The sequence below is a fragment of the Nonomuraea ferruginea genome, from assembly GCF_039540635.1.
GTDB lineage: Bacteria > Actinomycetota > Actinomycetes > Streptosporangiales > Streptosporangiaceae > Nonomuraea > Nonomuraea ferruginea.
Map to the genome: position 1 here is coordinate 255,945 of NZ_BAABFD010000004.1, position 20,278 is coordinate 276,222.

Below are 20,278 nucleotides of genomic sequence, written 5' to 3' on the forward strand. Positions count from 1 at the left end.
GGGGGGTACCGCACGCACAGTAAGGGACTTTCATGACAGATGTCGATAATTGACATTACTCAGGTATTAAAGGAAACTTTCCGCCCGCGCGTCGCGGCCCCGGCAAAGTTGGGCCCCCGCGAAAGCTGTGAAAACTATTGCACCATGATGACGATGCGCTGAAACTAATCTTCGTGACCACGCTCCTGCGCCTCGTCCTGGTGGCACTCACCGCCGCGCTCGGCACCCTCGTCGTCCCGGCCGCCCCCGCCGCCGCCGTGACCGCCCGCGCGGCCTGCGCGACCGATCCGGCCACCCCCAAGCGCCAGCTCCGGGCGATGTGGATCTCCAGCGTCGCCAACATCGACTGGCCCAGCCGGACCGGTCTGAGCGTCTCCGCCCAGCAGGCGGAGTTCCGCGCCTGGCTGGACCTGGCCGTCCAGCGGCGCATGAACGCCGTGGTCGTGCAGGTCAGGCCCACCGCCGACACGTTCTGGCCGTCCTCGCTCGAACCGTGGTCGCAGTGGCTGACCGGCGCCCAGGGCGGCAACCCTGGCTACGACCCGCTCGCGTTCATGGTCGCCGAGGCGCACAGCCGCAACCTGGAGCTGCACGCCTGGTTCAACCCGTACCGGGTGGCCAACCACGCCGACCCGAACCAGCTTGTCTCCTCGCACCCGGCCCGCCGCAACCCCTCCTGGCGCTTCGCCTACGACGGCAAGCTCTACTACAACCCGGGCCTGCCGCAGGTGCGCGGCTTCATCGAAGACGTGATCATGGAAGCGGTCACCAGGTACGACATCGACGGCGTCCACCTCGACGACTACTTCTACCCGTATCCCGCCGGCGGCCAGACCATCCCGGACTCGGCCGCGTACGCCCAGTACGGCGGCGGCTTCGCCAGCGTGCACGACTGGCGGCGGGAGAACGTCAACCTGCTGGTACGCGAGCTCGACCAGCGCATCCACGCGGCCAAGCCGCACGTGGCCTTCGGCATCAGCCCGTTCGGCATCTGGCGCAACTCCGGCACCGACCCGCTCGGCTCGGCCACCTCCGGCCTGCAGTCGTACGACGCCATCTACGCCGACACCCGCCGATGGGTGAAGCAGGGCTGGGTCGACTACATCGCGCCGCAGCTCTACTGGCACATCGGCTACTCCGTCGCCGACTACCGGGTGCTGATCGCCTGGTGGGCGGACGTGGTCAGGAACACCGGCGTGCAGCTCCTGGCCGGCCAGGCCTCCTACCGGGCCGGGGTGAGCAGCCACGGCGCCGACTGGCAGGACCCGGACGAGCTCAGCGACCACCTGCACCTCAACCGGCAGCACCCCGAGGTGGCCGGCGACATCTTCTTCAGCGCCAAGGACGTCAGGGCCAACCGGATCAACTCCTTCTCCATCCTGGCCGCCGCCCACTACGCGAAGCCGTCGCTGCCGCACCCCCGCGGCACGGCCGCCGCCCCCGCAGCCCCCGCCATCACCTCCGCCACCCGCGGCTCGACCGGCGTGTCCCTCGCCTGGAACGGCGGCGGCACCGCCTACGCCGTCTACCGGGTGAACGGCACCCCCTCGGCCGCCGACCCGTGCGCGTTCGCCGACGCCCGCAACCTGCTCGGCACCACCCGGTCCAGGACGTTCACCGACACCACGGCCGCCGCGGGGACCGCCTACACCTACTACGTGACCGCGCTCGCCCGCACCCACCAGGAGAGCGCGCCCAGCGCGGGCCGCGCGGTGACCGCCTCGGGCGGCGGGTTCTCCGTCACCGTGGACAACGCCGACGCCGCCTTCACCGCCGGCGCCACCTGGGGCTCCTCCGCGTTCTCCGCCGAGCGCCACGGCGCCGACTACCGCTTCGCCGACCCGGTGGCCGCCAGCGACCCGGCCTGGTTCCGGGCGAGCATCCCGAGCGCGGGCACGTACCGCGTCGAGGTCTGGTATCCCGGCAACGCCGGGTACAACAGCGCGACCCCGCACATCGTCGCGGCCTCGGGCGGCAACCAGACCGTCACCGTCGACCAGCGCACCGGCGGCGGCGCCTGGCGGAGCATCGGCACCTTCTCCCTGAACGCGGGCACGTACAACGTGGTCGGCGTGAGCCGCTGGACGACGACGGCCGGTTACGTGATCGCCGACGCGGTGCGCATCACTCGAATCTGATGCCCGCCAGCCGCGCGGCGGTCTCCCGGTCCAGCACCCGGGCCGTGGCCGCCGGGGCCGGGTCGCCGGCCCGGACGCGGGCGAGCAGCGCCGCGCAGTGGCGCCGGTGACGGGCGAACGTGCGCCAGGGGACGACCCGGCCCCTGGCGCGCTGGCCCGCCATCGCCGCGCCGGCGGGCACGTCCAGGATCACCAGATGGAAGCCCGCGCCGGCGCGGCGGGCCAGCCGGGCGAAGCCGCGCAGCACCAGCGGGCCGCAGCCCCGGTTGTGCGCGACCACCGACTCGCCCCGCCCGAGCGCGGCCCGGATGCGCCGGATGTGCGTGACGAACACCACGGCCGTGCGCACCGGCTTCGGCGCCCAGGCGAGCGCGGCAGCCCAGCGCAGCCGGGACTGCATCGAGTCGACGACCGTCGCGCCACCCGCCCTGACCGGGGAACTCTCGGCTCCGGTCAGCGGGTAGAGGCGGCCCAGCAGCGTCGACTTGCCCGCCCCCGGCAGCCCGGTGATGATCACCAGGGAGCCCGCGGGGTAGCACAGCGGCTCGGCCGCCTTCCTGGCGGAGGGAACCGGGGCGGTCAAAGGCGCACATCCTCCCAATAGGACGGGAGGAGTATAGGGCTACGAACCACCCGGGCGCTGGTGACCGAACCTGACGGGTTCGGGCCCGCCGAGCCGCACGACCGGGTCGGCCAGCACCCTCTCCTCCGCGTCGCTCTCCACGGCCGGCTCGATCACCGGCTCGGTCTCGCCCGCGGCCGCCATCCTGCGCGCCAGCCGCTCCCGCAGCCCGGCCGCCTCCTTGACGTGGGAGCGCAGCCCGGCCAGGTTGACCAGCTCGTGCGGGTCGCTGGCCAGGTCGTACAGGGCCTGCTCCCGGTAGCGGGGCGCGGCCTGGTCGTGCCAGCCGTCGGCGTCCTCGGCCACCACGTAGTACTTCCACCGTTCCGTGCGGATGCCGCGGCCCACCTCCGACTCGCTCACCTGGAAGAACACCTCCTCCGGCCAGTCGGCGCGGGCGTCGCGCAGCAGCGGCAGGAACGAGCGGCCCTGCATCTCCTCCGGCACCGGCAGCCCGGCCGCCTCCAGGAGCGTGGGCGGCAGGTCGATCGTCGACACCGGCCGTGCGATCGCGCCGCCGCCGTCGAAGCCCGGCCCGCGCAGCGCCAGCGGCACCCGCAGCGAGGCGTCGTGGCAGGACCGCTTGTACTCGTCGTTGCGGGTCTTGAAGTGGCTGCCGTGGTCGGAGGTGTAGGCCACGATCGTGTCGTCCAGCAGTTCCATGCTGCGCAGCGCGTCCAGCAGCCTGCCGAGCCCCTCGTCCAGCCGCTTGATCTGGCCGAGGTAGCCGCCCAGGTGCCGGTGCGCGGTGCCGCCCAGCGCGGCCAGGTCGGGCGGCAGCCAGCTCCCCTGGTAGCGCTCCTCGTACCCGTCGGGCGCCGGGTAGTTGTCCACCTCGTTCTGGTGGTGCGGCTCGATGAACGACAGGAACAGGAAGAACGGCTCGCGGCTGTGGTCGGCGACGTAGCGGATCGCCGCGTCGACCAGCGCGTCCGAGCGGTAGCCCGGCAGGAACACCGGCTCGCCCGCGTCGTCGTAGGTGATCGTCCGGTAGGCGTCGGAGGTGAACTCCAGGATGTTGGACGCCAGCCAGCTCCGGTAGCCGCCGCGCTCGTCCGCCGGCACCGGATCCCGGCTGCCCAGGTGCCACTTGCCGAGGTAACCGGTGGCGTAACCGGCCGCGCCGAAGTGGTGGGCCAGCGTCCGCTCCTCCGGCGGCAGCACGATGCCGTTGCGGTAGACCCCCGTCGTGGTCGGGTAGCGCCCGGTCTGCAGCGCCGACCGGGCCGGCGCGCACACCGGCTGCGGGGTCAGCGCCACCGCGGCCTGCGTCCCGTACCTGGCCATGCGGTCGAGGTTCGGGGTGAAGGCCGGGCCGACGGTGTCCCACCGCTGCTGGTCGGTGAGGACGACGATCACGTTCGGGCGCACTCGATGACTCCTAACGAAGGCCGGTCAGCGCGATACCGCGCACGAAGTATCGCTGGCTGACGATGAACAGCACGGCGGTGGGGACGAACAGGATCACCGAGCCCGCCGCCGTGAGATGCCAGAGGGTGAAGTACTCCTGGTTGAACAGCGTGAGCCCGACCGGGATCGTCCGCATCTCCGGCGTCGTGGTCGCCACCAGCGGCCACAGGAACTCGTTCCACTGGAACACGAACGTGAACAGCCCCAGCACAGCGAGCGCCGGCCGGGTCTGCGGCAGGATGATCCGCCGGTAGATCGCGAACTCCGAAGCGCCGTCGATCCGGGCCGCGTGGATCAGGTCGTCCGGGATCGGCTGGATGAACTGCCGCATCAGGAAGATCCCGAACGCGTCCATCAGGAACGGGGTGATCAATCCCTGGTACGTGTTGATCCACCCGAGATGCGCCATGAGCACGTACAAGGGGATCATCCGCACGAAGAACGGCACCATGAGCGTCGCCAGCAGCGCCACGAACAGCGTGTTGCGCAGCGGGAAGCGGAACTTCGCGAACACGTAGCCGACCAGCGGGTCGAACAGCAGGTGGGCCAGCGTGATCGCGCCCGCCACGACGAGGCTGTTGACGATGAAGTCGCCGAACGGCGCCCGCTCGAACAGCTCGGCGTAGTTGCCCCACTGCGGGCTCTCCGGCACGATCACCGCCTCGGCCGCGAGCGTCTCCGCCTCCGTCTGCAGCGACAGCGAGAGCATGTAGAGCAGCGGCAGCACCATCACCAGCGAGGCGACGGTGAGCATCAGGTAGACCAGCGCGCGCCGCATCAGTACTGCACCTCCCCGCGCCGCCCGGCCCGCAGCTGGATCAGGGTGAAGGCGACGATCACCACCAGGAGCAGCACCGACTGCGCCGAGGCGTAGCCGAAGTCGCGGGCGCGGAAGGCCACGTTGAAGATGTGGAACACCGACAGGTCGGTGGCGTCGCCCGGCCCGCCGTTGGTGATGATGTACGCCTGACCGAAGGCCTGGAGCCCCGAGATCACCGCCATCACCGACACGAACAGCGTCGTCGGCGCCAGCAGCGGCAGCGTGATCCGCCAGAACCGGTGCCAGCCGTCGGCCCCGTCGATCTTCGCCGCCTCGTGGAACGTCTCCGGGATGCCCTGCAGCCCGGCCAGGAACAGCACCATCGTGTAGCCCGCGCTCTGCCAGAGGGTGATCGCGGCGATGGTGAGGAGCGGATGCGTGTTGAGCCACTGCTGCTCGGGCAGCCCGACGGCGGACAGCGACCGGTTCAGCACGCCCAGCTCCGGGTCGAGGATGTTGCGCCACAGCAGCCCGACGATCGCCACCGACGTCAGGTAGGGCACGAGCAGCATCATCCGGAACGCCACCCGGCCCCGCAGCGGCCGGTCCAGGGCCAGCGCCAGGGCCAGCCCGAGCACGATCGACCCCGCCACCACCGCCACCGCGAACGCGACCGTCACCAGGAACGAGTGGCGCACCGACGGGTCGGCCAGGGCCTGGGCGTAGTTGCCCAGGCCCGTGAACCGGTCCGCCTGCGGCCCGGTCATCAGGCTCGTGGAGACCACGTTCCCGATCGGCAGGTAGAAGAACGCGGCGAAGAACAGGATCGCCGGCAGCAGGAACAGGTAAGCGGTGCGGGCGTACCTGGCCGACAGGGTGCGCGGGCGGAGCACGCTCACTTCAGGAAGCCCTTGGCCGTCTCGGCGAGGGCCTCGATCGCCTCCTCCGCCGGCCGGTTCTGGATCACCACCGACTGGTACATCTTCTTCAGCTCCTCGTCGAACCTGCCCGACTGGCCGGTCAGCCGGATCTCCTGGCTGGAGTCCTGGGCGTAGCCGAGCGCATCGGCGAAGGGTTTGATCAGCGGGTCGTTCCCCACCTCGGGCAGCTCGGCCCAGGAGACGCGCGGCATGAGCATGCCGACCTCCTCGGTGGCCGCCCGCTCGACCTCCAGGGCGGTGATGCGCTTGATGAAGTCCCACGACAGGTCGGGCCTGGCGGCCTTGGCCGGCACGAGCAGGCTGGTGCCGGCCGCGTTGGTGGCCTGCCCGTCCTTCTTGAGCGGGGCGGCCAGGCCGAGCTCGATGTCGGGGCTGGTCTCCTTGATCGGCCCGAGGTCCCAGGGGCCCGTGATGATCATCGCGGCCCGCCCGGCGGAGAACAGCTTCTGCGGCCCCGAGTAGTCGGTGCCCGACACCGGCACCGGCGCCACCTTGTGCCTGTGCACCAGGTCGGCCTGGAACCGCATGGCCTCGACCGCCTTGTCACGCGGCGTCAGCACCTCCTTGGTGCCGGGGTCGTAGTGGCGGACGCCGGCCTGCAGCAGCCAGGGGTTGGCGTAGGTGTGGTCCTGGTTGAGCGCGATGCCGTACACGTCATCCTTGGTGAGCTTCCTGGCCGCCTCCAGCAGTTCCTCCCAGGTGGTGGGCGGCCGGACGCCGGCGGTGTCGAGCATCCCCTTGTTGTAGAAGAGCAGGGTGCACGTCAGGTGGAGCTGCACCCCGTACACCTGGCCCTGGTAGGAGTTGCGCTCGACCGTGACCGGCTGCCAGTCGGCGGGGAAGCCCATGGCGGCGCCGTCGCGGTCGACGTACTCCTGGAGCGAGCGGGCGTTGCCGGAGAGCGCGAACTCCTGCACCCACCCGCCGGGCTCCTCGACCACGTCCGGCACGACCCCGGAGGCGAAGTCGGCCAGCAGCCGGGTGCGCAGGTCGGGCCACTGGTACTTCTGGAAGTTGACGGTGACCTTGTTGGCCTGCTCGAACTCGGCGATCACCTTGCGGTAGGCCTGGTAGTCGTGGCCGGCGTTCCAGTAGACGGTGAACGTGCCGGGCTCGGCGCCCGGCGCGGGCGGGGCGCCCGCGCACGCGGACAGGATGGGTACGGTCGCGGCGGCGGAGGCGAGGCGGAGCAGGTCCCGGCGGGAAAGGTGGGGAGACATCTGCGTCGGTTTCCCTTCTAGGAGGAGCCCCTCCGCACGAACGTCCACGGGCGGACGATCTCGCGGGCGGGCGGTGGCTCCTCGGCCTGGAGCCGGTCGAAGAGCAGGCGGACGACGTCGGTGTAGTCGTGCCGGATGGGGCCAACGGTGCTGAGCTGGGGGTTGGTGATGAGGCCTTCGTCGATGTTGCCGACGCCGACCACCGCGACGTCGGCGGGCACGCGCAGCCCGGCGTCCCTGACCGCCCAGATCGTGCTGATCGCGGCCCGGTCGCTGGCGGCGAAGACGGCGTCGGGAGGGTCGGGGGAGCGCAGCAGACCGGTCGCCGCCTGGTAGGCGCTCACCCGGTCGTCGGCGCCCGACACCACGGTCCGCTGTTCGATCCCGTGGCGGTCGAGCGCCGTGTGGTAGCCGAGGAGCCGGCCGATCGGCCGGTCGCGGTAGAGCTCGTAGCGCTGGGCCAGGAACGCGACGCGCCGCCGCCCCTGGGCGATCAGGTGCTCCACCGCCTCGGCCGACACCTCGGTCTCCGGCGCCCGTACGACGTCGCAGCCGGGCGGCACGGGGCCGTTGCCGATCACGACGGTCGGCAGCCGGGCGGACACGACCTGGGCGAGCAGCTCCTCGGTGAGGTGGTCGCCGACGTTGTTGACGAGCACCGCGTCCGCGATGCCGCCGCGCAGAACGTCGACCGCGGCCACGGCGCGGGCCTCGGAGTAGACGGCCAGCGTGACGACGGAGTATCCGTGCCCGTCGGCCATCTCGTGCAGGTCGCGGGCCAGCCGCTCGTCGGTCGGCACCCCGCCGAACGAGCCCTGGACCAGGCACACCCGCTGCGTCCTGCGCCTGCGCAGGCTCCTGGCGGCCTGGTTGGGGGTGTAGCCGAGCCGGGCGGCGGCGTCGAGGACGCGCTGCCTGGTCTCGGCGCCGACGCGCCGGTCCCGCCCGCTGAGGACGTACGAGACGGTGGCGGTCGACACCCCGGCCAGCTCGGCTACCTGCTTGGCGGTGGGTCGCATGTTATACGTATAACGTAGTATTCCCTATATGTAAAGGGGGTTTTGATGATGGCGCTATGATGCCCGATGCCTCTGCTGTACGAGGCGCGGTCCCGTACGTTCCCGCTCATAGTTAATCGTTTAACACTCGCCGCGCTCCCTGTGAAGAGGTCAGCGGGAACTCGGCGTCAGCGCACGGTGTCCACGATCGCCTCCGCGGCGGGGTGCCAGGGCCGGCCGGGCGGGCCGGTGAGCACCAGTCTCCTGGTGACCCGCTGGTCGAGCGGCACCAGGACGAGCCGGGTGTCGATCATCGCGGCGGTGAGACCGGGCACGACGGTCACCCCGACGCCGGAGCGCACCATGGCGAGCAGCGTGCCCATCTCGCGGATCCGGTGCGTGGGCGTGAAGGGCACGCCTCCCCGTCGGAAGACCTCCCTGATGTGCGGCTCGCAGCCGCCGCACGACAGCAGGAAGGCGTCGTCCGCCAGGTCCGCCATGCTGACGGACGGTTCCCCCGCGAGAGGGTGGTCCCGGCGGAGCAGGGCGTGGAAGGCGTCCTCGCCGACGACCGCCCCGGCGCCCGGAGGCGGATCGACCAGTACGGCGAGTTCGACGGTGGAGTCCGCGAGCCAGTCGGCGACCTCGTCGTCCTCGCCCTCGAACACGGTGATCTCGACCTTGGGGAAGTCGGACCTCCAGCGGTTCAGCAGGCCGGGAAGGAGCCCTTGGCACACGCTCGGCGGGGCGGCCAGCCTGATGGCCCCGCTCGGCACGCCGTCCCGCCGCGCGACGAGGTCCTCGATGGCGACGGCTGCCGCGACGGCCGCGCGGGCGTGCGCGAGGATCCGTTCGCCGAACGCGGTGGGCCGAGGGCCGCCCTGGCGGAGCAGCACCGGAGTGCCGAGCGTCCGCTCCAGCGCGGCGACGGAGTGGGAGACGGCCGACTGGCTCACCCCGAGGCTGTCGGCCGCGGCGCCGAAGCCGCCTTCGTCCAGCACCGCCACGAACGCCTTCAGCTGCGCGATGTGCACCGTCATGAGCATCCTTCATGGCATCCGTGGTCCAACTTGTTGGACTCATGATTCCCGCGTGAGCAGGATGCCGTCCATAGCCACACCGAGGGAGGCCGGATGCGCTGGATGCCGGGGTTCGTGATGCTGTCGGTCATCTGGGGGGCGAGCTTCGCGCTGATCAAGATCGCGGTCGAGGCGGGGGTCCCGCCGCTGTGGGTCGCGTTCTGGCGGTGCTTCTTCGGCGCGCTGGCTCTCCTCGCGGTGTGCGCGCTCCGGCGCGAGCGCCTCCCCCGCGACCGCACCGTGTGGGGGCACGCGCTGGTGGTGGCCGCGCTGCTCAACGCGGTGCCGTTCACCTTCCTCGCGTACGGCGAGACGCTGGTGAGCTCGGTGCTCGCCGGGGTGTGGAACGCGACGACGCCGCTGACCACGCTGGTGTTCGTCATCCTCATGGTGCCGCAGGAGAGGCCGACCGCCCGGCGCCTGCTCGGGCTGCTCGTCGGCTTCGCGGGGGTCCTCGTGGTCCTCGGGATCTGGCAGGGCGTGGACGGCGCCCCGCTGGCCGGGAGCCTCGCCTGCCTGGCGGCGACGACCTGCTACGGGGCCGGTTTCGCCTACACCCGCAGGTTCTACTCCGCGCGGGAGGGCTCCGCCGCCGCCCTGTCGGCCGTGCAGATCGTCTGCGCGACCGCCCAGCTGGCCGTCTTCGCTCCCCTCGGCGGTGGCGGGCCGTCCTGGCCGGGCGTGCCGGCCGCGGCGGCGCTCGTGGTGCTCGGCGCTGTCGGGACGGGTCTGGCGTACATCCTGAACCTGCGGGTGATCCGCTCGGCCGGGTCCACGGTGGCCGCCACCGTGACGTACGTGACCCCGGTGTGGTCGACGTCGCTCGGCGTGACGCTGCTCGGCGAACCGCTGGGCTGGAACGTCGTCGCGGGCGGGGTCCTCGTGATCGCCGGGGTCTTCCTCTCGCGCACGGACCGGGCGGCGCCTGGGGTCCTCTCCGGGTCCCGGCACGCCGCGTCCCGGGATCCGGAGAGGACCCCGGGACATCCCGTCAGCCGGCGTCGAGGGCTGCGGTGATCTTGCGGGCCATCTCCGCCATGACTGGGCCGGGCTCGCCTTCCTGTGCCCGGGCGGCTGCTTCGACGGCGATGAGGACGGTGTCGCGGAAGTCGCCGGCCGCCGCCGGATCCTGCCGCTTGAGCAGGCTCATGGCCTCCGTCAGGGCCGGCAGCACATGGTCGGCGAGCGCGGCCACGGACTTGCCGTTCAGGTCGATGTCTCTGGTCTTCTCGGCGAGCGCGTGCCCGACCGGGCCGGTCGCGGAGTACAGAGCGACGGAGCCGCCGGTGGCGACCTTGTGGGGCTTGCCGGAGGCGGCGGCCAGCAGCGAGACGGCGCCGTAGGCGGCGGTGCGCAGGGTGCGCTTGTCCTGGTCGGTGAGGGTGATGGACATGGTGGTGTGCTCCTTCGCGGGGTCGGTGTCAGTCGTCGATGGCCTGGTAGAGCGTGGTCCAGAAGTCGTGGATCAGCCGCGCGGGATCCGGGACGGACAGCCCGACCTGGGTGAGCAGGATGCCGACGAGCCGGTTGTGCGGGTCGGCGTAGCTCGTGGTGCCGGTGCCGCCGTCCCAGCCGAACTGGCCGACCGGAGCGTAGTCGCCGCGGTAGGTGCGCACCGCCATCCCCACGCCCCAGCCGCCGTGCTGGCCCTGGCCGTGCGAGATGTGGACGTTGTCGACGGCCGTGGCGGTGCGGGCGGCGGTCTGCTCGGGCGTGAGCCGGTTGGTGGTCATGAGCTCGACGGCGGGCCGCGACAGGATCCGCCTCCCTTCGTGCACCCCGCCGTTGAGCAGCATCCGGAAGTAGGCGTGGTAGTCGTCGACGGTGGACACCAGCCCGCCGCCGCCTCCCTGGAACGCCGGCGGCTCGCTCCACCGCCCTCCCTTGGCCTCGTCCCACACCAGGAACTCGCCGGTCTGCGGGTCGGGGGCGTAGAGAGCCGGCAGCCGGTCGAGCCGGTCGGCGGGCACGTGGAAACCGGTGTCGTTCATCCCGAGCGGGTCGAAGACGCGCTCGCGCAGGAAATCCTCGAACGACCGGCCGGTGACCCGGGCCACCAGCACACCGAGCAGGTCGTTGCTGATCTGGTACTGCCAGTGCTCGCCGGGCTGGTGCATCAGCGGAAGCTCGCCCAGACGGCGCATCCACTCGTCAGGCTCGGGCATCGGCACCGGCAGGTTGGGCGTGAGCCCTCGCTCGAAGACCGCGTTCATGATCGGCGTGCCGAGCGCCATCATGTCCATGCCGAGCCCGAACGTGGAGGTCAGCAGGTCACGTACGGTGATCGGCCGCCGCGCCGGCACGGTGTCGTCCAGCGGGCCGTCGATCCGCCTCAGCACCCGCCGGTCGGCCAGTTCGGGCAGCCATGGCTCCACCGGGTCGTCCAGCCGCAGCCGGCACTCGTCCAGCAGCACCATCGCCCCCGCGACCGTGACCGGCTTGGACGTGGAGGCCATCCGGAAGATCGTGTCGCGGCTCATCGGCGCGCCGCCGTCGCGGTGCATCGTCCCGAGCGCCTCGACATGTGTCCGGCCGCCACGGCTGACCAGGGCGACGAGCCCGGGGATCTTCCCGGAGTCGACATGCTCGGCCAGCACCTCGCGCATCCTGCGTAGCCCTGCCGCGGAGAAGCCGCCGTTGCTGTGTTCCATCATCATCCCCTCGCTCACCGTCTGTTCGGAAATCTTTGAACACCTGGAAAGCTACATTGCATTCAAGAATCAGTCAACACAAAAAGGCATACATCCTTCCTGTTCAAGCAGGATCTAGATGCTTGCATTGCAATAAGGATGGAGCTGAACGCAATGAATGATCAAGCAGGCATTGCAACAGGCTCGGAGTGAATGCATACTGTGCAGCGAGCGCGCGCATGCCGGCGGATGGGAGACGAACACCGATGCCCGGAGGCAGACTCACTGACGAGGACCGTCGGCACATCGCTGAGGGGCTGGCCGAGGGGCTCGGATACGCGGAGATCGGCCGGCGCCTGGGGCGGCCCGCCTCGACCGTGATGCGGGAGGTCGCCCGCAACGGCGGGCCCGACGACTACCGTGCGGACCGGGCCCACGAGGCCGCGCGGCATCGTGCGCGCCGGCACAAGCCGTCCCGGCCGCCGGCGCCGCCGATCCCCGACGACGACCACGGGCGTGATCCCCGAGCGGTGCTCGACTTCACGGAGTCCTTCACCGAGCTTCTCGTCCAGCAGGGGCTGCCCCGGATGGAGGCCCGGGTGCTGGCCTGCCTGTACATCACGGACTCCGGCACGCTCACCGCCGCCGACCTGGTCCAGCGGCTCCGCGTCAGCCCGGCGTCGATCTCGCACGCCATCGCCTTCCTCGAACAGCAGGGAATGCTGAGGCGCGAGCGGGTTCCCGGCGCGCGTCGCGAACGCTATGTCGTCGACGACGAGATCTGGCTCCCGAACCTCCTCGCGGCTCTGCGGATGAACGAGGCCCTGGCGGCCGCGTCGCGGCGCGGGGCCGAGATCCTGGGGGTCACGACGCCGGCGGGCGCCCGCTTCGAGACCTCCGCCGAACTCCTCCTCCTCCTGAGCGAGGCCTTCCGGCAGGTCATCGAGCGGTGGCAGCAGAAACCGGCCCTCCGGGGCGAACGCGCGGACGGGCCCGGCGTGCGCAGGTGAGAACTGCCGGACGGTTGCGCTTTATATGAAGACCGGTCTATTTTCACTCGTGTGGGACGCAAAGGGGACCAGACGCGGGCGCGGCTGCTCGACGCGACGCAGGAGCTGATCGAGGCCGGGGGATACTCCGCCGCCGGGCTCAACCAGGTGATCGCCGCCAGCGGCATGCCCAGGGGATCGCTCTACTTCCACTTCCCCGGCGGCAAGGACCACCTGGTCGCCGAGGCGCTGCGGCGGGCCGGCCGGGAGATCGAGCAGGCCGTGCGTGACCTCGCGGACACCGCCCCCGACACCGTCTCCCTGGTGACCGGCGTCATCCACCTGCTGGCCGACCGGCTGGAGGCGTCGGGCTGGCGCAAGGGCTGCCCGGTGGCCACGGTCGCCCTGGAGATGGCGGCCGGGAACGACGCCCTCCAGCAGGTCTGCGCCGAGGTCTACGACTCGTGGGAGGCCATCCTCCGGGAGCGGCTCGCCGCCGGCGGGCATCCGGACGCTGACGACACCGCCACGACCGTCCTGGCCCTGATCGAGGGCGCGCTGCTGCTGGCCAGAGCGCGACGCAGCCGCGAGCCTCTGGACCGGGCGGCCCGGAAGGTCGCCGCCCTGCTGTGAACGACGGCCGGGACCGGCCGACCCATGCCCTCAAAATATGTAGACCGATCTATTTTCAAGGAGTTGCCATGCGACCCGACTCGATCGTCTTCGGCGCCGCGGGTTTCGTCGGCCGTGCCCTGGTCGAGGAGCTCCTGCGGCGCGGCCACGGCGTCGCCGCCGCCGTCCGCGGCGGGGGAGACCGCCTGGCGTCCGCACTCGCCGAGCGCGACGTCCCCCTCGACGGCCTCCGCGTCGTGACCGCCGACATCACCCGCCCCGGCCTCGGTCTGGCGGACGACCTGGCAGACGTACGCGACGTCTACAACACCGCCGCCCGGTTCGCCTTCGGCCTGGGCGTCACGGAGGCGCGAGCCGTGAACGTCACCGGTGCGCTCAACGTCCTCGACTGGGCCGCCACCCTGACGTACCTGCGCCGGGTGGTGCACATCAGCGGATACCGGGTGAGCGGTGGCGGCGCCCCCGACTACCGCAGGCTGGGCGCCTACGAGGGGTCCAAGCGGGAGGGCGACACGGCGGTACGGGCCCGCGCCCAGGAGCGGGGCATCCCGCTGACCATCGCCAACCCGGCCACCGTGATCGGCCCCGGCCAGTTCATCGGCCTCGCCTCGCTGGTGTCCGACCTCTGGCGCGGCCGGCTGCCCGCCGTCCCGGGAGGCCCCGAGGTGTTCGTGCCCGTGGTCGACCTCGGCTATCTCGCCGCCTTCCTCGCCGACCTCCCCGCGGACGAGAGGACCGAGGGCAACGCCTACTGGGTGCTCGACGAGGAGACACCCCACCTGCCCGACCTCGTCAAGCTGATCGCCGCACACCTCGGAGTCCCGGCGCCGGAACGCACGATCCCGGTCGGGCTGCTGCGGCGCCTCCCCCGTACGATCACCGGAGCCGAGCCGGAGACCCTGTCCTTCCTGTCCGCGGACCGCTACGACACCGCCTCCGCCCAGGCCGTCGCCAGGCGTCCCATGCCCCCGGTCGGACCGGCGCTCAAGCGGTGGGCCGACGACCTCGTCGCCACCGGCTTCGGCACGTCGGCCCCGCCGCGCGGACCGTACGGGTTCCACCGGGTCGCGGGCAGCGCGACGTGGCTGACCGGGGAGCGCGAGCACCCGTCCCACGTCCTGCTGCACGGGCTGCCGTTCGACTCCGCGTCGTGGTCGCAGATGGTCGAACGGCTCGACGCCCCCGTCCTCGCCGCCGACCTGCCCGGTCTCGGCCGGTCGTCCCCCGCCGACGGGCCTCTGGAGGACTGGCTGGCCGAGCTCCTCCGTACGGTCGGGAGCAGGCCCACGCTGGTGGCCCACTCCCTGGCGTGCGGTCCTGCCATCCGTCACGCGGCGGCCCATCCCGACGGCCTCTCCCGCCTCGTGCTGGTCGCCCCGGCGTTCCTCCAGGCTCCCGCCCCGTGGCCGCGGCGCTCCTCGCTCGCCGTCCCCGTGCTGCGGCGCATGACCTCCGCCCGGCTGGCCCGCGCACTCGGCGTCCCCGAGAGCCCCGCCACCGTCAGCGCCGCCGCGAACCTCGCCCGCCCCGGTCACGCCCGCCGCGTCGTCGCCGCCATGCGAGCCGCCCGCGCCGACCTCGCGAGCACGCTGTCCCGGGTGACGGTGCCCGTGGACATCGTCGTGGGCTCGGCCGACCCGCTGGTCACGCCCGTGGACAGGCCGGTGACGGTGATCGAGGGAGCCGGCCACTACCCTCAGCTGACCCATCCGGACGACCTCGTCCACGCGCTCGCCGGCGCGGGCACACCGCCCAGAATCGGCCTCTAGACTCACCGATCATGACGAACATAGACGAGCAGGGCAGGCCAGAGCCTCCTGTCAACGCCGACGAGACCGGCACCCTCCTGGGCTTCCTCGACTTCCAGCGTGCCACGTTCGAGTGGAAGATCGGCGGCCTGGACGCGGCCGGCCTGAACGTGACCGTCGCCGCCTCCTCGATGACCCTCGGCGGCATGATCAAACACCTGGCCTACGTCGAGGACTACTGGTTCTCGGCGTTCCTGCACGGCCGCGACGCGCACGCCCCGTGGGACGCGGTCGACTGGAAGGCCGACCGCGACTGGGACTGGCACTCGGCCGGCCAGGACACGCCGGAGCAGCTCATGGAGCTCTGGCAGGACGCGGTGACCCGCTCCCGCGCCGCCGTCAAGGATGCGCTGGCCGACGGCGGCCCGGAGCAACTCGCCCGCCGCACCTGGCCCAACGGCGACACCCCCAACCTGCGCTGGATCCTGTGCCACATGATCGAGGAGTACGCCCGCCACAACGGCCACGCCGACCTCATCCGCGAGTCGATCGACGGCCTCACGGGCGAGTAGGCGACGATCAGCCCTTCGCGGAGTCGTACTCCTCGCGGGCTGTCTGGACGGCCGGGAGGCGGCGTTCGGTCCATTCGGCGAGGGAGCGGACCTGGGTGGCGGCTTCGCGGCCGAGGGGGGTGAGGGAGTAGTCGACGTGGGGCGGGATGACCGGACGGGCGTCGCGGCGGACGAAGCCGTCGCGCTCCAGGGTCTGGAGGGTCTGGGCGAGCATCTTCTCGCTGACCCTGCCGATCTCGCGGCGCAGCTCGCTGAAGCGGTGGGTGCGCTTCTCCAACGCCAGCAGGATGAGGACGCCCCAGCGGCTGGTGACGTGCTCCAGGACGAGCCGGTACGGGCACGTCTCCTCCGTGACCCTTACTTTCATGTCAGTACCTTACTTTGAAGTGTGTACTCCTTCCAGAGTGAGTTTCCTGCCTAAGCTGGGCGGAAACGGCAGAAGGGATATCACGCATCATGAGTTTCGTCGTCACCGGAGCCACCGGACACCTCGGCGGCCTGGTCGTGGACGGGTTGCTGAAGGCGGGCAAGCCGGTCGCCGCCGTGGTCCGCGACAAGGACAAGGCCGCCCGTCTAGCCGAGCGGGGTGTGGAGGTGCGGGTCGCCGACTACGACGAGCCCGAGGCGTTGCGTGAGGCATTCCGCGCCGGCGACAGGGTGCTGTTCGTCTCGGGCAGCGAGCCGGGGCGGCGCGAGCCCCAGCACCGCAACGTCGTCGAGGCGGCCCGCGACGCGGGTGTGGCGCTGCTCGCCTACACCAGCGTGCTCGGCGGGCCCGAGGCCGACTTCGTCCTGGCCGCCGACCACAAGGCCACCGAGCAGGCCATCCTCGACGCCGGGGTGCCGTACACGTTCCTGCGCAACGGCTTCTACCACGAGGTCTACACCGAGACCATCCCCCAGGCCCTGGAACGCGGAGCCGTCACCGCCTCCGCCGGCGACGGGCGGATCGCCACCGCCTCACGGGCCGACTACGCTGCCGCGGCCGTCGCCGTCCTCACCGGCGAGGGTCACGAGGGCAGGGCGTACGAGCTGTGCGGCGACACGGCGTGGTCCTTCGCCGAGTTCGCGGCCGAGTTGTCGAAGCAGTCGGGCCGGGCGGTCGAGTACCGGCCCCTGACCACCGAGGAACACCGGGGCCTCCTGCTGGGCGCCGGGCTGCCCGAGCCGGTGGCGGACTTGGTGGCCGACATCGACCGGGCGATCGAGCGCGGCCTGCTCACCCGTACCTCCGACGACCTGCGGCAGCTCATCGGCCGGCCCCCGACCCCACTCGCCGAGGCCATCACGAGCGCGCTCAAGCACTGACCCGAGCTCTCGATGTGCCCAAGCTGAGACCCCTTGGTCAGCTCGATGGCTGAGCTTGTTCCGCTTCGGCGGCCTCGTGGTCGGCAGGGTTAGCCAGGCCGCTGTGCGGCCGGGGGAGGGGCGGTGCTGCCGCGGGGGACGAGGCGGGGGGCCTGGTCGCGGATGGCCTCGACCTCCTGTCCTTCGATCAGTGACAGCAGCGCCCGCGCCGCGTGCGCGCCGTAGGCCGGGATGTCGCGGGTGAGCGCGCTGAGGGCGGGCCGGACGATCTGGGAGAGCGGCGAGTCGTCCCAGGCCACGATCGACAGGTCGGCCGGCACCCGGAGCCGCAGCTCGTCGGCGGCCGACATGCCCGCGACCGCCATGATGTCGTTGTCGTACATGATGGCCGTCGGGCGGGTGGCGGCGCTCATCAGCCGGCGGGTGGCGTGGGCGCCCTCCTCGCCGGTGTAGTCGGTGTGCATGATCGTGTGCCACTCCAGCCCGAGCTCCCGGCAGGCGGCGGTGAACGCCTGGTCGCGCAGGACGGTGTGGACGAGGTCGGGCAGCCCGGCGACGCGGGCGACGCGGCGGTGGCCGAGGGCGTGCAGATACTCGACCGTCTCGCGGACGGCGGCGGCGTCGTCGGCCCAGACGGGGGTGAGCGCGCCGGCTTCGGACGGGTCGCCGAGGACGACGGCGGGCATGCCGAGCTCGTGCAGCGCCGTGACGCGGGGGTCGGAGAAGCGCAGGTCGACGAGGATGGCGCCGTCGACGCGGCCCTCGCCCCACCAGCGCCGGTAGACCTCGGTCTCCTGCTCGGGGGCGGTGACGACCTGGAGCATGAGGGCGTAGGAGCGGGCGGACAGCTCGGTCTCGATGCCGCTGATCAGCTCCATGAAGAACGGCTCGACGCCGAGGATGCGGGCGGGGCGGCAGAGGGTGAGCCCGACGGAGCGGGCCTGCGCGCCGTTGAGCGCGCGGGCGGCGCTGTTGGGCCGCCAGCCGATCTCCTCGGCGATGGCCTTGATCGCCGCGCGCTTCGCGGGCGACACGCCGGGGCGGTCGTTGAGTGCGTAGGAGACGGCCACTTTGGAGACCCCCGCCCTGCGCGCGATGTCGGCGATCGTTGGTCGCTTCACCGAGCCCCCTGGATGTGAACCGGTTAGTCAGGTACGTGAACGCACCTTACTACCGGCGAGAGGGGCGCGCACCTGCGAAACCGTCCTTGGGAGCGCTCCCTCGGCTTAACCGGTCCTCCGAAAGCTGCATCTCAAACTCGTTACGACCCTTGACGCGATCGTCGCGCCGATTTTACCGTCGCGGTACTTATCCGGTTCAGCGACAAGCCGTCCGCGACATTTCGGGAGCGCTCCCACAAGGCAGCAGCGGACGGCCGTGCGGCGGCGTATGTCCCGGGCCGCCCAACGTTCGGGGGTTGGACAGACGGTCGACCTCCGCCGACGAGGCGGGGGAAGGAGAGCACAGATGCAGACCCGGGCGCGGATTCTCATACCGCTCCTCGCGGCGGGCCTGGCCGCAGCCGCCTGTACCGGTGGCGGCGGCACCGCCGCACCGACACCCGCGACCTCCCAGGCGGGCAGCCCGCCCGCCCAGGGCAACGCCGGCGCGCTGCCCCGCAACGAGACGCTGTACACGACCGGCACCCAGTGGGGCCCGCCGGCCAACTTCAACCCGATCCGCGAGTGGGACTCCGCCACCGGGACCAAGGGCCTGGTGTACGAGACGCTCTTCCACTACGACCCGAACGCGGGCAAACTCGTCCCCTGGATCGCCGAGAGCGGCAGCTGGACGGACGACAAGACGTACGAGGCCAAGATCCGCCAGGGCGTCACCTGGGCCGACGGCAAGCCGCTGACCGCCAAGGACGTCGCCTTCTCCTACGGCCTCGGCAAGATGGAGACGGTCCCGTTCCACAACATCTGGGACTGGCTGGAGAACGTCGAGGCGGTCGACGACCAGACGGTCCGCTTCTCCTTCTCCGAGGCCAACTACCAGGAGTGGGACTTCAACCTCTACAGCCGCGTCATCGTCCCCGAGCACGTGTGGACCGGCCGCTCCGAGGAGGACGTGCTCAACGGCGTCAACGAGAACCCGGTGGGCAGCGGCGCCTACAAGTACCAGAGCCACGACCAGGACCGCGTGGTCTGGGTCAAGCGTGACGACTGGTGGGGCAAGACCGCGCTCGGCATGGAGCCCAAGCCCAAGTACATCGTGGACGTGGCGAACCCCAGCAACGAGGTCGCCATGGGCATGCTGCTGCAGAAGGGCCTGGACCTCAGCAACAACTTCATGCCCGGCGTGGCGAACCTGATCAACGGCAACTTCGGCATCACCTCGTACTACGACGAGCCGCCGTACATGCTGTCCGCCAACACCGCCTGGCTGGTGCCCAACACCACCAAGAAGCCGATGGACGACCCCGCCTTCCGCAAGGCGCTGGCCACCTCGGTCGACGTCAAGAAGATCGTCGAGGGCGTCTACGGCAACCTGGTCAAGGCGGCCAGCCCGACCGGCCTGCTGCCGCAGTGGGACCAGTTCGTCGACCAGGCCGTGGTGAGCTCCGACGGCTTCACGTTCAACACCGACGAGGCCAAGAAGATGCTGGCCGACGCCGGATACCGCGACCGCGACGGCGACGGGCTGGTGGAGAACAAGGACGGCTCGAAGATCAGCCTGACCATCGAGGTGCCCACCGGCTGGACCGACTGGATGGAGGCGGCCCGGGTCATCTCCAGCAGCGGCAAGGCGGCCGGCATCGAGATCACCCCCGAGTTCCCCGACTTCAACGCCCTGGTGGAGAAGCGCGGCAAGGGCAACTTCGACCTGGTCATCAACAACGAGCGCCAGCTGTCCAGCAGCCCGTGGACCTACTACGACTACATGTTCCAGCTCCCGATCCGGAAGGTGCAGAACACCACCAACTTCGGGCGCTACGAGAACAAGGAGGCCTGGGAGCTGGTCCAGCAGCTCGACAAGGTCAAGACGGACGACGTCGAGGGGATGAAGGAGGTCATCTCCAAGATCCAGAAGATCCACATGGACGACATGCCGATCATCCCGCTCTGGTACAACGGCATGTGGGCCCAGGCCAGCAACGCCACCTGGAAGAACTGGCCCTCCGCGGCGGAAGGCGCCCCCAAGCACGCGCCCACGATGTGGCGCAACTGGATGGAGCTCGGCGGCTTCGAGACGCTGACCCAGCTCCAGCCGGCGGCCGGCTGACCTGA

At 71.1% G+C, this 20,278-nt stretch carries 19 protein-coding genes; 8 read left to right on the forward strand and 11 right to left on the reverse strand.

The genetic code is table 11. The features are described 5' to 3' along the window. Nucleotides 1–173 precede the first annotated feature (173 nt). Nucleotides 174–2,138: a family 10 glycosylhydrolase gene (locus ABD999_RS10040; RefSeq protein ID WP_271278466.1), complete on the forward strand. Its 1,965-nt coding sequence runs from the start codon at nt 174–176 to the stop codon at nt 2,136–2,138. Here ABD999_RS10040 and ABD999_RS10045 read toward each other — a convergent pair. From ABD999_RS10045 to ABD999_RS10075, 7 genes are all read right to left on the reverse strand, one after another. Next, nucleotides 2,125–2,721, reverse strand: a complete 597-nt coding sequence (locus ABD999_RS10045; RefSeq protein ID WP_148035529.1) for an AAA family ATPase — start codon at nt 2,719–2,721, stop codon at nt 2,125–2,127. The two genes, ABD999_RS10040 and ABD999_RS10045, sit on opposite strands and share 14 nt — an antisense overlap. A 39-nt stretch (nt 2,722–2,760) precedes the next feature. Beyond that, entirely contained in the window at nt 2,761–4,131 is a 1,371-nt protein-coding gene (locus ABD999_RS10050; protein ID WP_271280301.1) for a sulfatase family protein, read from the reverse strand. Nucleotides 4,132–4,141: 10 nt separating this feature from the next. After that, the gene (locus tag ABD999_RS10055; protein ID WP_271280300.1) at nt 4,142–4,948 is read right to left on the reverse strand and encodes a carbohydrate ABC transporter permease; all 807 of its coding nucleotides are present in this window, start codon (nt 4,946–4,948) and stop codon (nt 4,142–4,144) included. Beyond that, nucleotides 4,948–5,829: a carbohydrate ABC transporter permease gene (locus ABD999_RS10060; protein WP_219542813.1), complete on the reverse strand. Its 882-nt coding sequence runs from the start codon at nt 5,827–5,829 to the stop codon at nt 4,948–4,950. The genes ABD999_RS10055 and ABD999_RS10060 overlap by 1 nt, the downstream gene beginning before the upstream one ends. After that, nucleotides 5,826–7,091, reverse strand: a complete 1,266-nt coding sequence (locus ABD999_RS10065) for an ABC transporter substrate-binding protein (protein ID WP_271280299.1) — start codon at nt 7,089–7,091, stop codon at nt 5,826–5,828. The genes ABD999_RS10060 and ABD999_RS10065 overlap by 4 nt, the downstream gene beginning before the upstream one ends. A 17-nt stretch (nt 7,092–7,108) precedes the next feature. Further along, a complete protein-coding gene (locus ABD999_RS10070) occupies nt 7,109–8,110 on the reverse strand; it encodes a LacI family DNA-binding transcriptional regulator (protein WP_148035526.1) in 1,002 nt (333 codons plus the stop codon). A 167-nt stretch (nt 8,111–8,277) separates the two neighbouring features. Continuing rightward, nucleotides 8,278–9,129, reverse strand: coding sequence for a LysR family transcriptional regulator (locus tag ABD999_RS10075; protein WP_271280298.1), 852 nt, complete (start codon nt 9,127–9,129; stop codon nt 8,278–8,280). A 93-nt stretch (nt 9,130–9,222) separates the two neighbouring features. Here ABD999_RS10075 and ABD999_RS10080 point away from each other — a divergent pair, with 93 nt between their 5' ends. Then, a complete protein-coding gene (locus ABD999_RS10080) occupies nt 9,223–10,185 on the forward strand; it encodes a DMT family transporter (protein WP_345482655.1) in 963 nt (320 codons plus the stop codon). Here the strand turns inward: ABD999_RS10080 and ABD999_RS10085 are convergent. Together ABD999_RS10085 and ABD999_RS10090 are read right to left on the reverse strand one after the other, a co-directional pair. Further along, the gene (locus ABD999_RS10085; RefSeq protein WP_148035523.1) at nt 10,160–10,561 is read right to left on the reverse strand and encodes a hypothetical protein; all 402 of its coding nucleotides are present in this window, start codon (nt 10,559–10,561) and stop codon (nt 10,160–10,162) included. The two genes, ABD999_RS10080 and ABD999_RS10085, sit on opposite strands and share 26 nt — an antisense overlap. A gap of 28 nt (nt 10,562–10,589) precedes the next feature. Next, nucleotides 10,590–11,819, reverse strand: a complete 1,230-nt coding sequence (locus ABD999_RS10090) for a serine hydrolase domain-containing protein (protein ID WP_333485721.1) — start codon at nt 11,817–11,819, stop codon at nt 10,590–10,592. Nucleotides 11,820–12,064: 245 nt separating this feature from the next. On the opposite strand from ABD999_RS10090, the gene ABD999_RS10095 reads away from it, so the two are divergent. The 4 genes from ABD999_RS10095 to ABD999_RS10110 all read left to right on the forward strand — a co-directional run bounded on the left by ABD999_RS10095 (nt 12,065) and on the right by ABD999_RS10110 (nt 15,740). After that, nucleotides 12,065–12,808: a GbsR/MarR family transcriptional regulator gene (locus ABD999_RS10095; RefSeq protein ID WP_271277598.1), complete on the forward strand. Its 744-nt coding sequence runs from the start codon at nt 12,065–12,067 to the stop codon at nt 12,806–12,808. Between the two features lie 51 nt (nt 12,809–12,859). Continuing rightward, nucleotides 12,860–13,420 (forward strand): TetR/AcrR family transcriptional regulator, encoded by a 561-nt coding sequence (locus ABD999_RS10100; RefSeq protein WP_271277599.1) that lies wholly within the window; start codon nt 12,860–12,862, stop codon nt 13,418–13,420. Between the two features lie 68 nt (nt 13,421–13,488). Further along, entirely contained in the window at nt 13,489–15,189 is a 1,701-nt protein-coding gene (locus ABD999_RS10105; protein WP_271277600.1) for an alpha/beta fold hydrolase, read from the forward strand. A gap of 11 nt (nt 15,190–15,200) precedes the next feature. Further along, nucleotides 15,201–15,740, forward strand: coding sequence for a DinB family protein (locus tag ABD999_RS10110; protein WP_271277601.1), 540 nt, complete (start codon nt 15,201–15,203; stop codon nt 15,738–15,740). A gap of 7 nt (nt 15,741–15,747) precedes the next feature. Here the strand turns inward: ABD999_RS10110 and ABD999_RS10115 are convergent, their stop codons facing one another. Continuing rightward, nucleotides 15,748–16,107, reverse strand: a complete 360-nt coding sequence (locus ABD999_RS10115) for a winged helix-turn-helix transcriptional regulator (protein WP_148035518.1) — start codon at nt 16,105–16,107, stop codon at nt 15,748–15,750. An 89-nt stretch (nt 16,108–16,196) separates the two neighbouring features. Between ABD999_RS10115 and ABD999_RS10120 the strand changes: the two genes are divergently transcribed. Continuing rightward, on the forward strand, nt 16,197–17,048 hold the full coding sequence (locus tag ABD999_RS10120) for an SDR family oxidoreductase (RefSeq protein ID WP_271277602.1): 852 nt from the start codon (nt 16,197–16,199) through the stop codon (nt 17,046–17,048). A gap of 89 nt (nt 17,049–17,137) precedes the next feature. Here ABD999_RS10120 and ABD999_RS10125 read toward each other — a convergent pair whose 3' ends face one another. Further along, nucleotides 17,138–18,169 (reverse strand): LacI family DNA-binding transcriptional regulator, encoded by a 1,032-nt coding sequence (locus ABD999_RS10125; RefSeq protein ID WP_271277603.1) that lies wholly within the window; start codon nt 18,167–18,169, stop codon nt 17,138–17,140. Nucleotides 18,170–18,515: 346 nt separating this feature from the next. Here ABD999_RS10125 and ABD999_RS10130 point away from each other — a divergent pair, with 346 nt between their 5' ends. Next, nucleotides 18,516–20,273: an ABC transporter substrate-binding protein gene (locus tag ABD999_RS10130; protein WP_271277604.1), complete on the forward strand. Its 1,758-nt coding sequence runs from the start codon at nt 18,516–18,518 to the stop codon at nt 20,271–20,273. The last annotated feature ends 5 nt before the right edge of the window (nt 20,274–20,278 follow it).

Bases quoted from the DNA above. Each gene is read 5' to 3' on its own strand.
- ABD999_RS10120 (WP_271277602.1), top strand. From the start codon at position 16,197: ATGAGTTTCGTCGTCACCGGAGCCACCGGACACCTCGGCGGCCTGGTC.
- ABD999_RS10110 (WP_271277601.1), top strand. From the start codon at position 15,201: ATGACGAACATAGACGAGCAGGGCAGGCCAGAGCCTCCTGTCAACGCC.
- ABD999_RS10055 (WP_271280300.1), bottom strand. From the start codon at position 4,948: ATGCGGCGCGCGCTGGTCTACCTGATGCTCACCGTCGCCTCGCTGGTG.
- ABD999_RS10105 (WP_271277600.1), top strand. From the start codon at position 13,489: ATGCGACCCGACTCGATCGTCTTCGGCGCCGCGGGTTTCGTCGGCCGT.
- ABD999_RS10115 (WP_148035518.1), bottom strand. From the start codon at position 16,107: ATGAAAGTAAGGGTCACGGAGGAGACGTGCCCGTACCGGCTCGTCCTG.
- ABD999_RS10080 (WP_345482655.1), top strand. From the start codon at position 9,223: ATGCGCTGGATGCCGGGGTTCGTGATGCTGTCGGTCATCTGGGGGGCG.
- ABD999_RS10075 (WP_271280298.1), bottom strand. From the start codon at position 9,129: ATGACGGTGCACATCGCGCAGCTGAAGGCGTTCGTGGCGGTGCTGGAC.
- ABD999_RS10085 (WP_148035523.1), bottom strand. From the start codon at position 10,561: ATGTCCATCACCCTCACCGACCAGGACAAGCGCACCCTGCGCACCGCC.
- ABD999_RS10090 (WP_333485721.1), bottom strand. From the start codon at position 11,819: ATGGAACACAGCAACGGCGGCTTCTCCGCGGCAGGGCTACGCAGGATG.
- ABD999_RS10095 (WP_271277598.1), top strand. From the start codon at position 12,065: ATGCCCGGAGGCAGACTCACTGACGAGGACCGTCGGCACATCGCTGAG.
- ABD999_RS10070 (WP_148035526.1), bottom strand. From the start codon at position 8,110: ATGCGACCCACCGCCAAGCAGGTAGCCGAGCTGGCCGGGGTGTCGACC.
- ABD999_RS10065 (WP_271280299.1), bottom strand. From the start codon at position 7,091: ATGTCTCCCCACCTTTCCCGCCGGGACCTGCTCCGCCTCGCCTCCGCC.
- ABD999_RS10130 (WP_271277604.1), top strand. From the start codon at position 18,516: ATGCAGACCCGGGCGCGGATTCTCATACCGCTCCTCGCGGCGGGCCTG.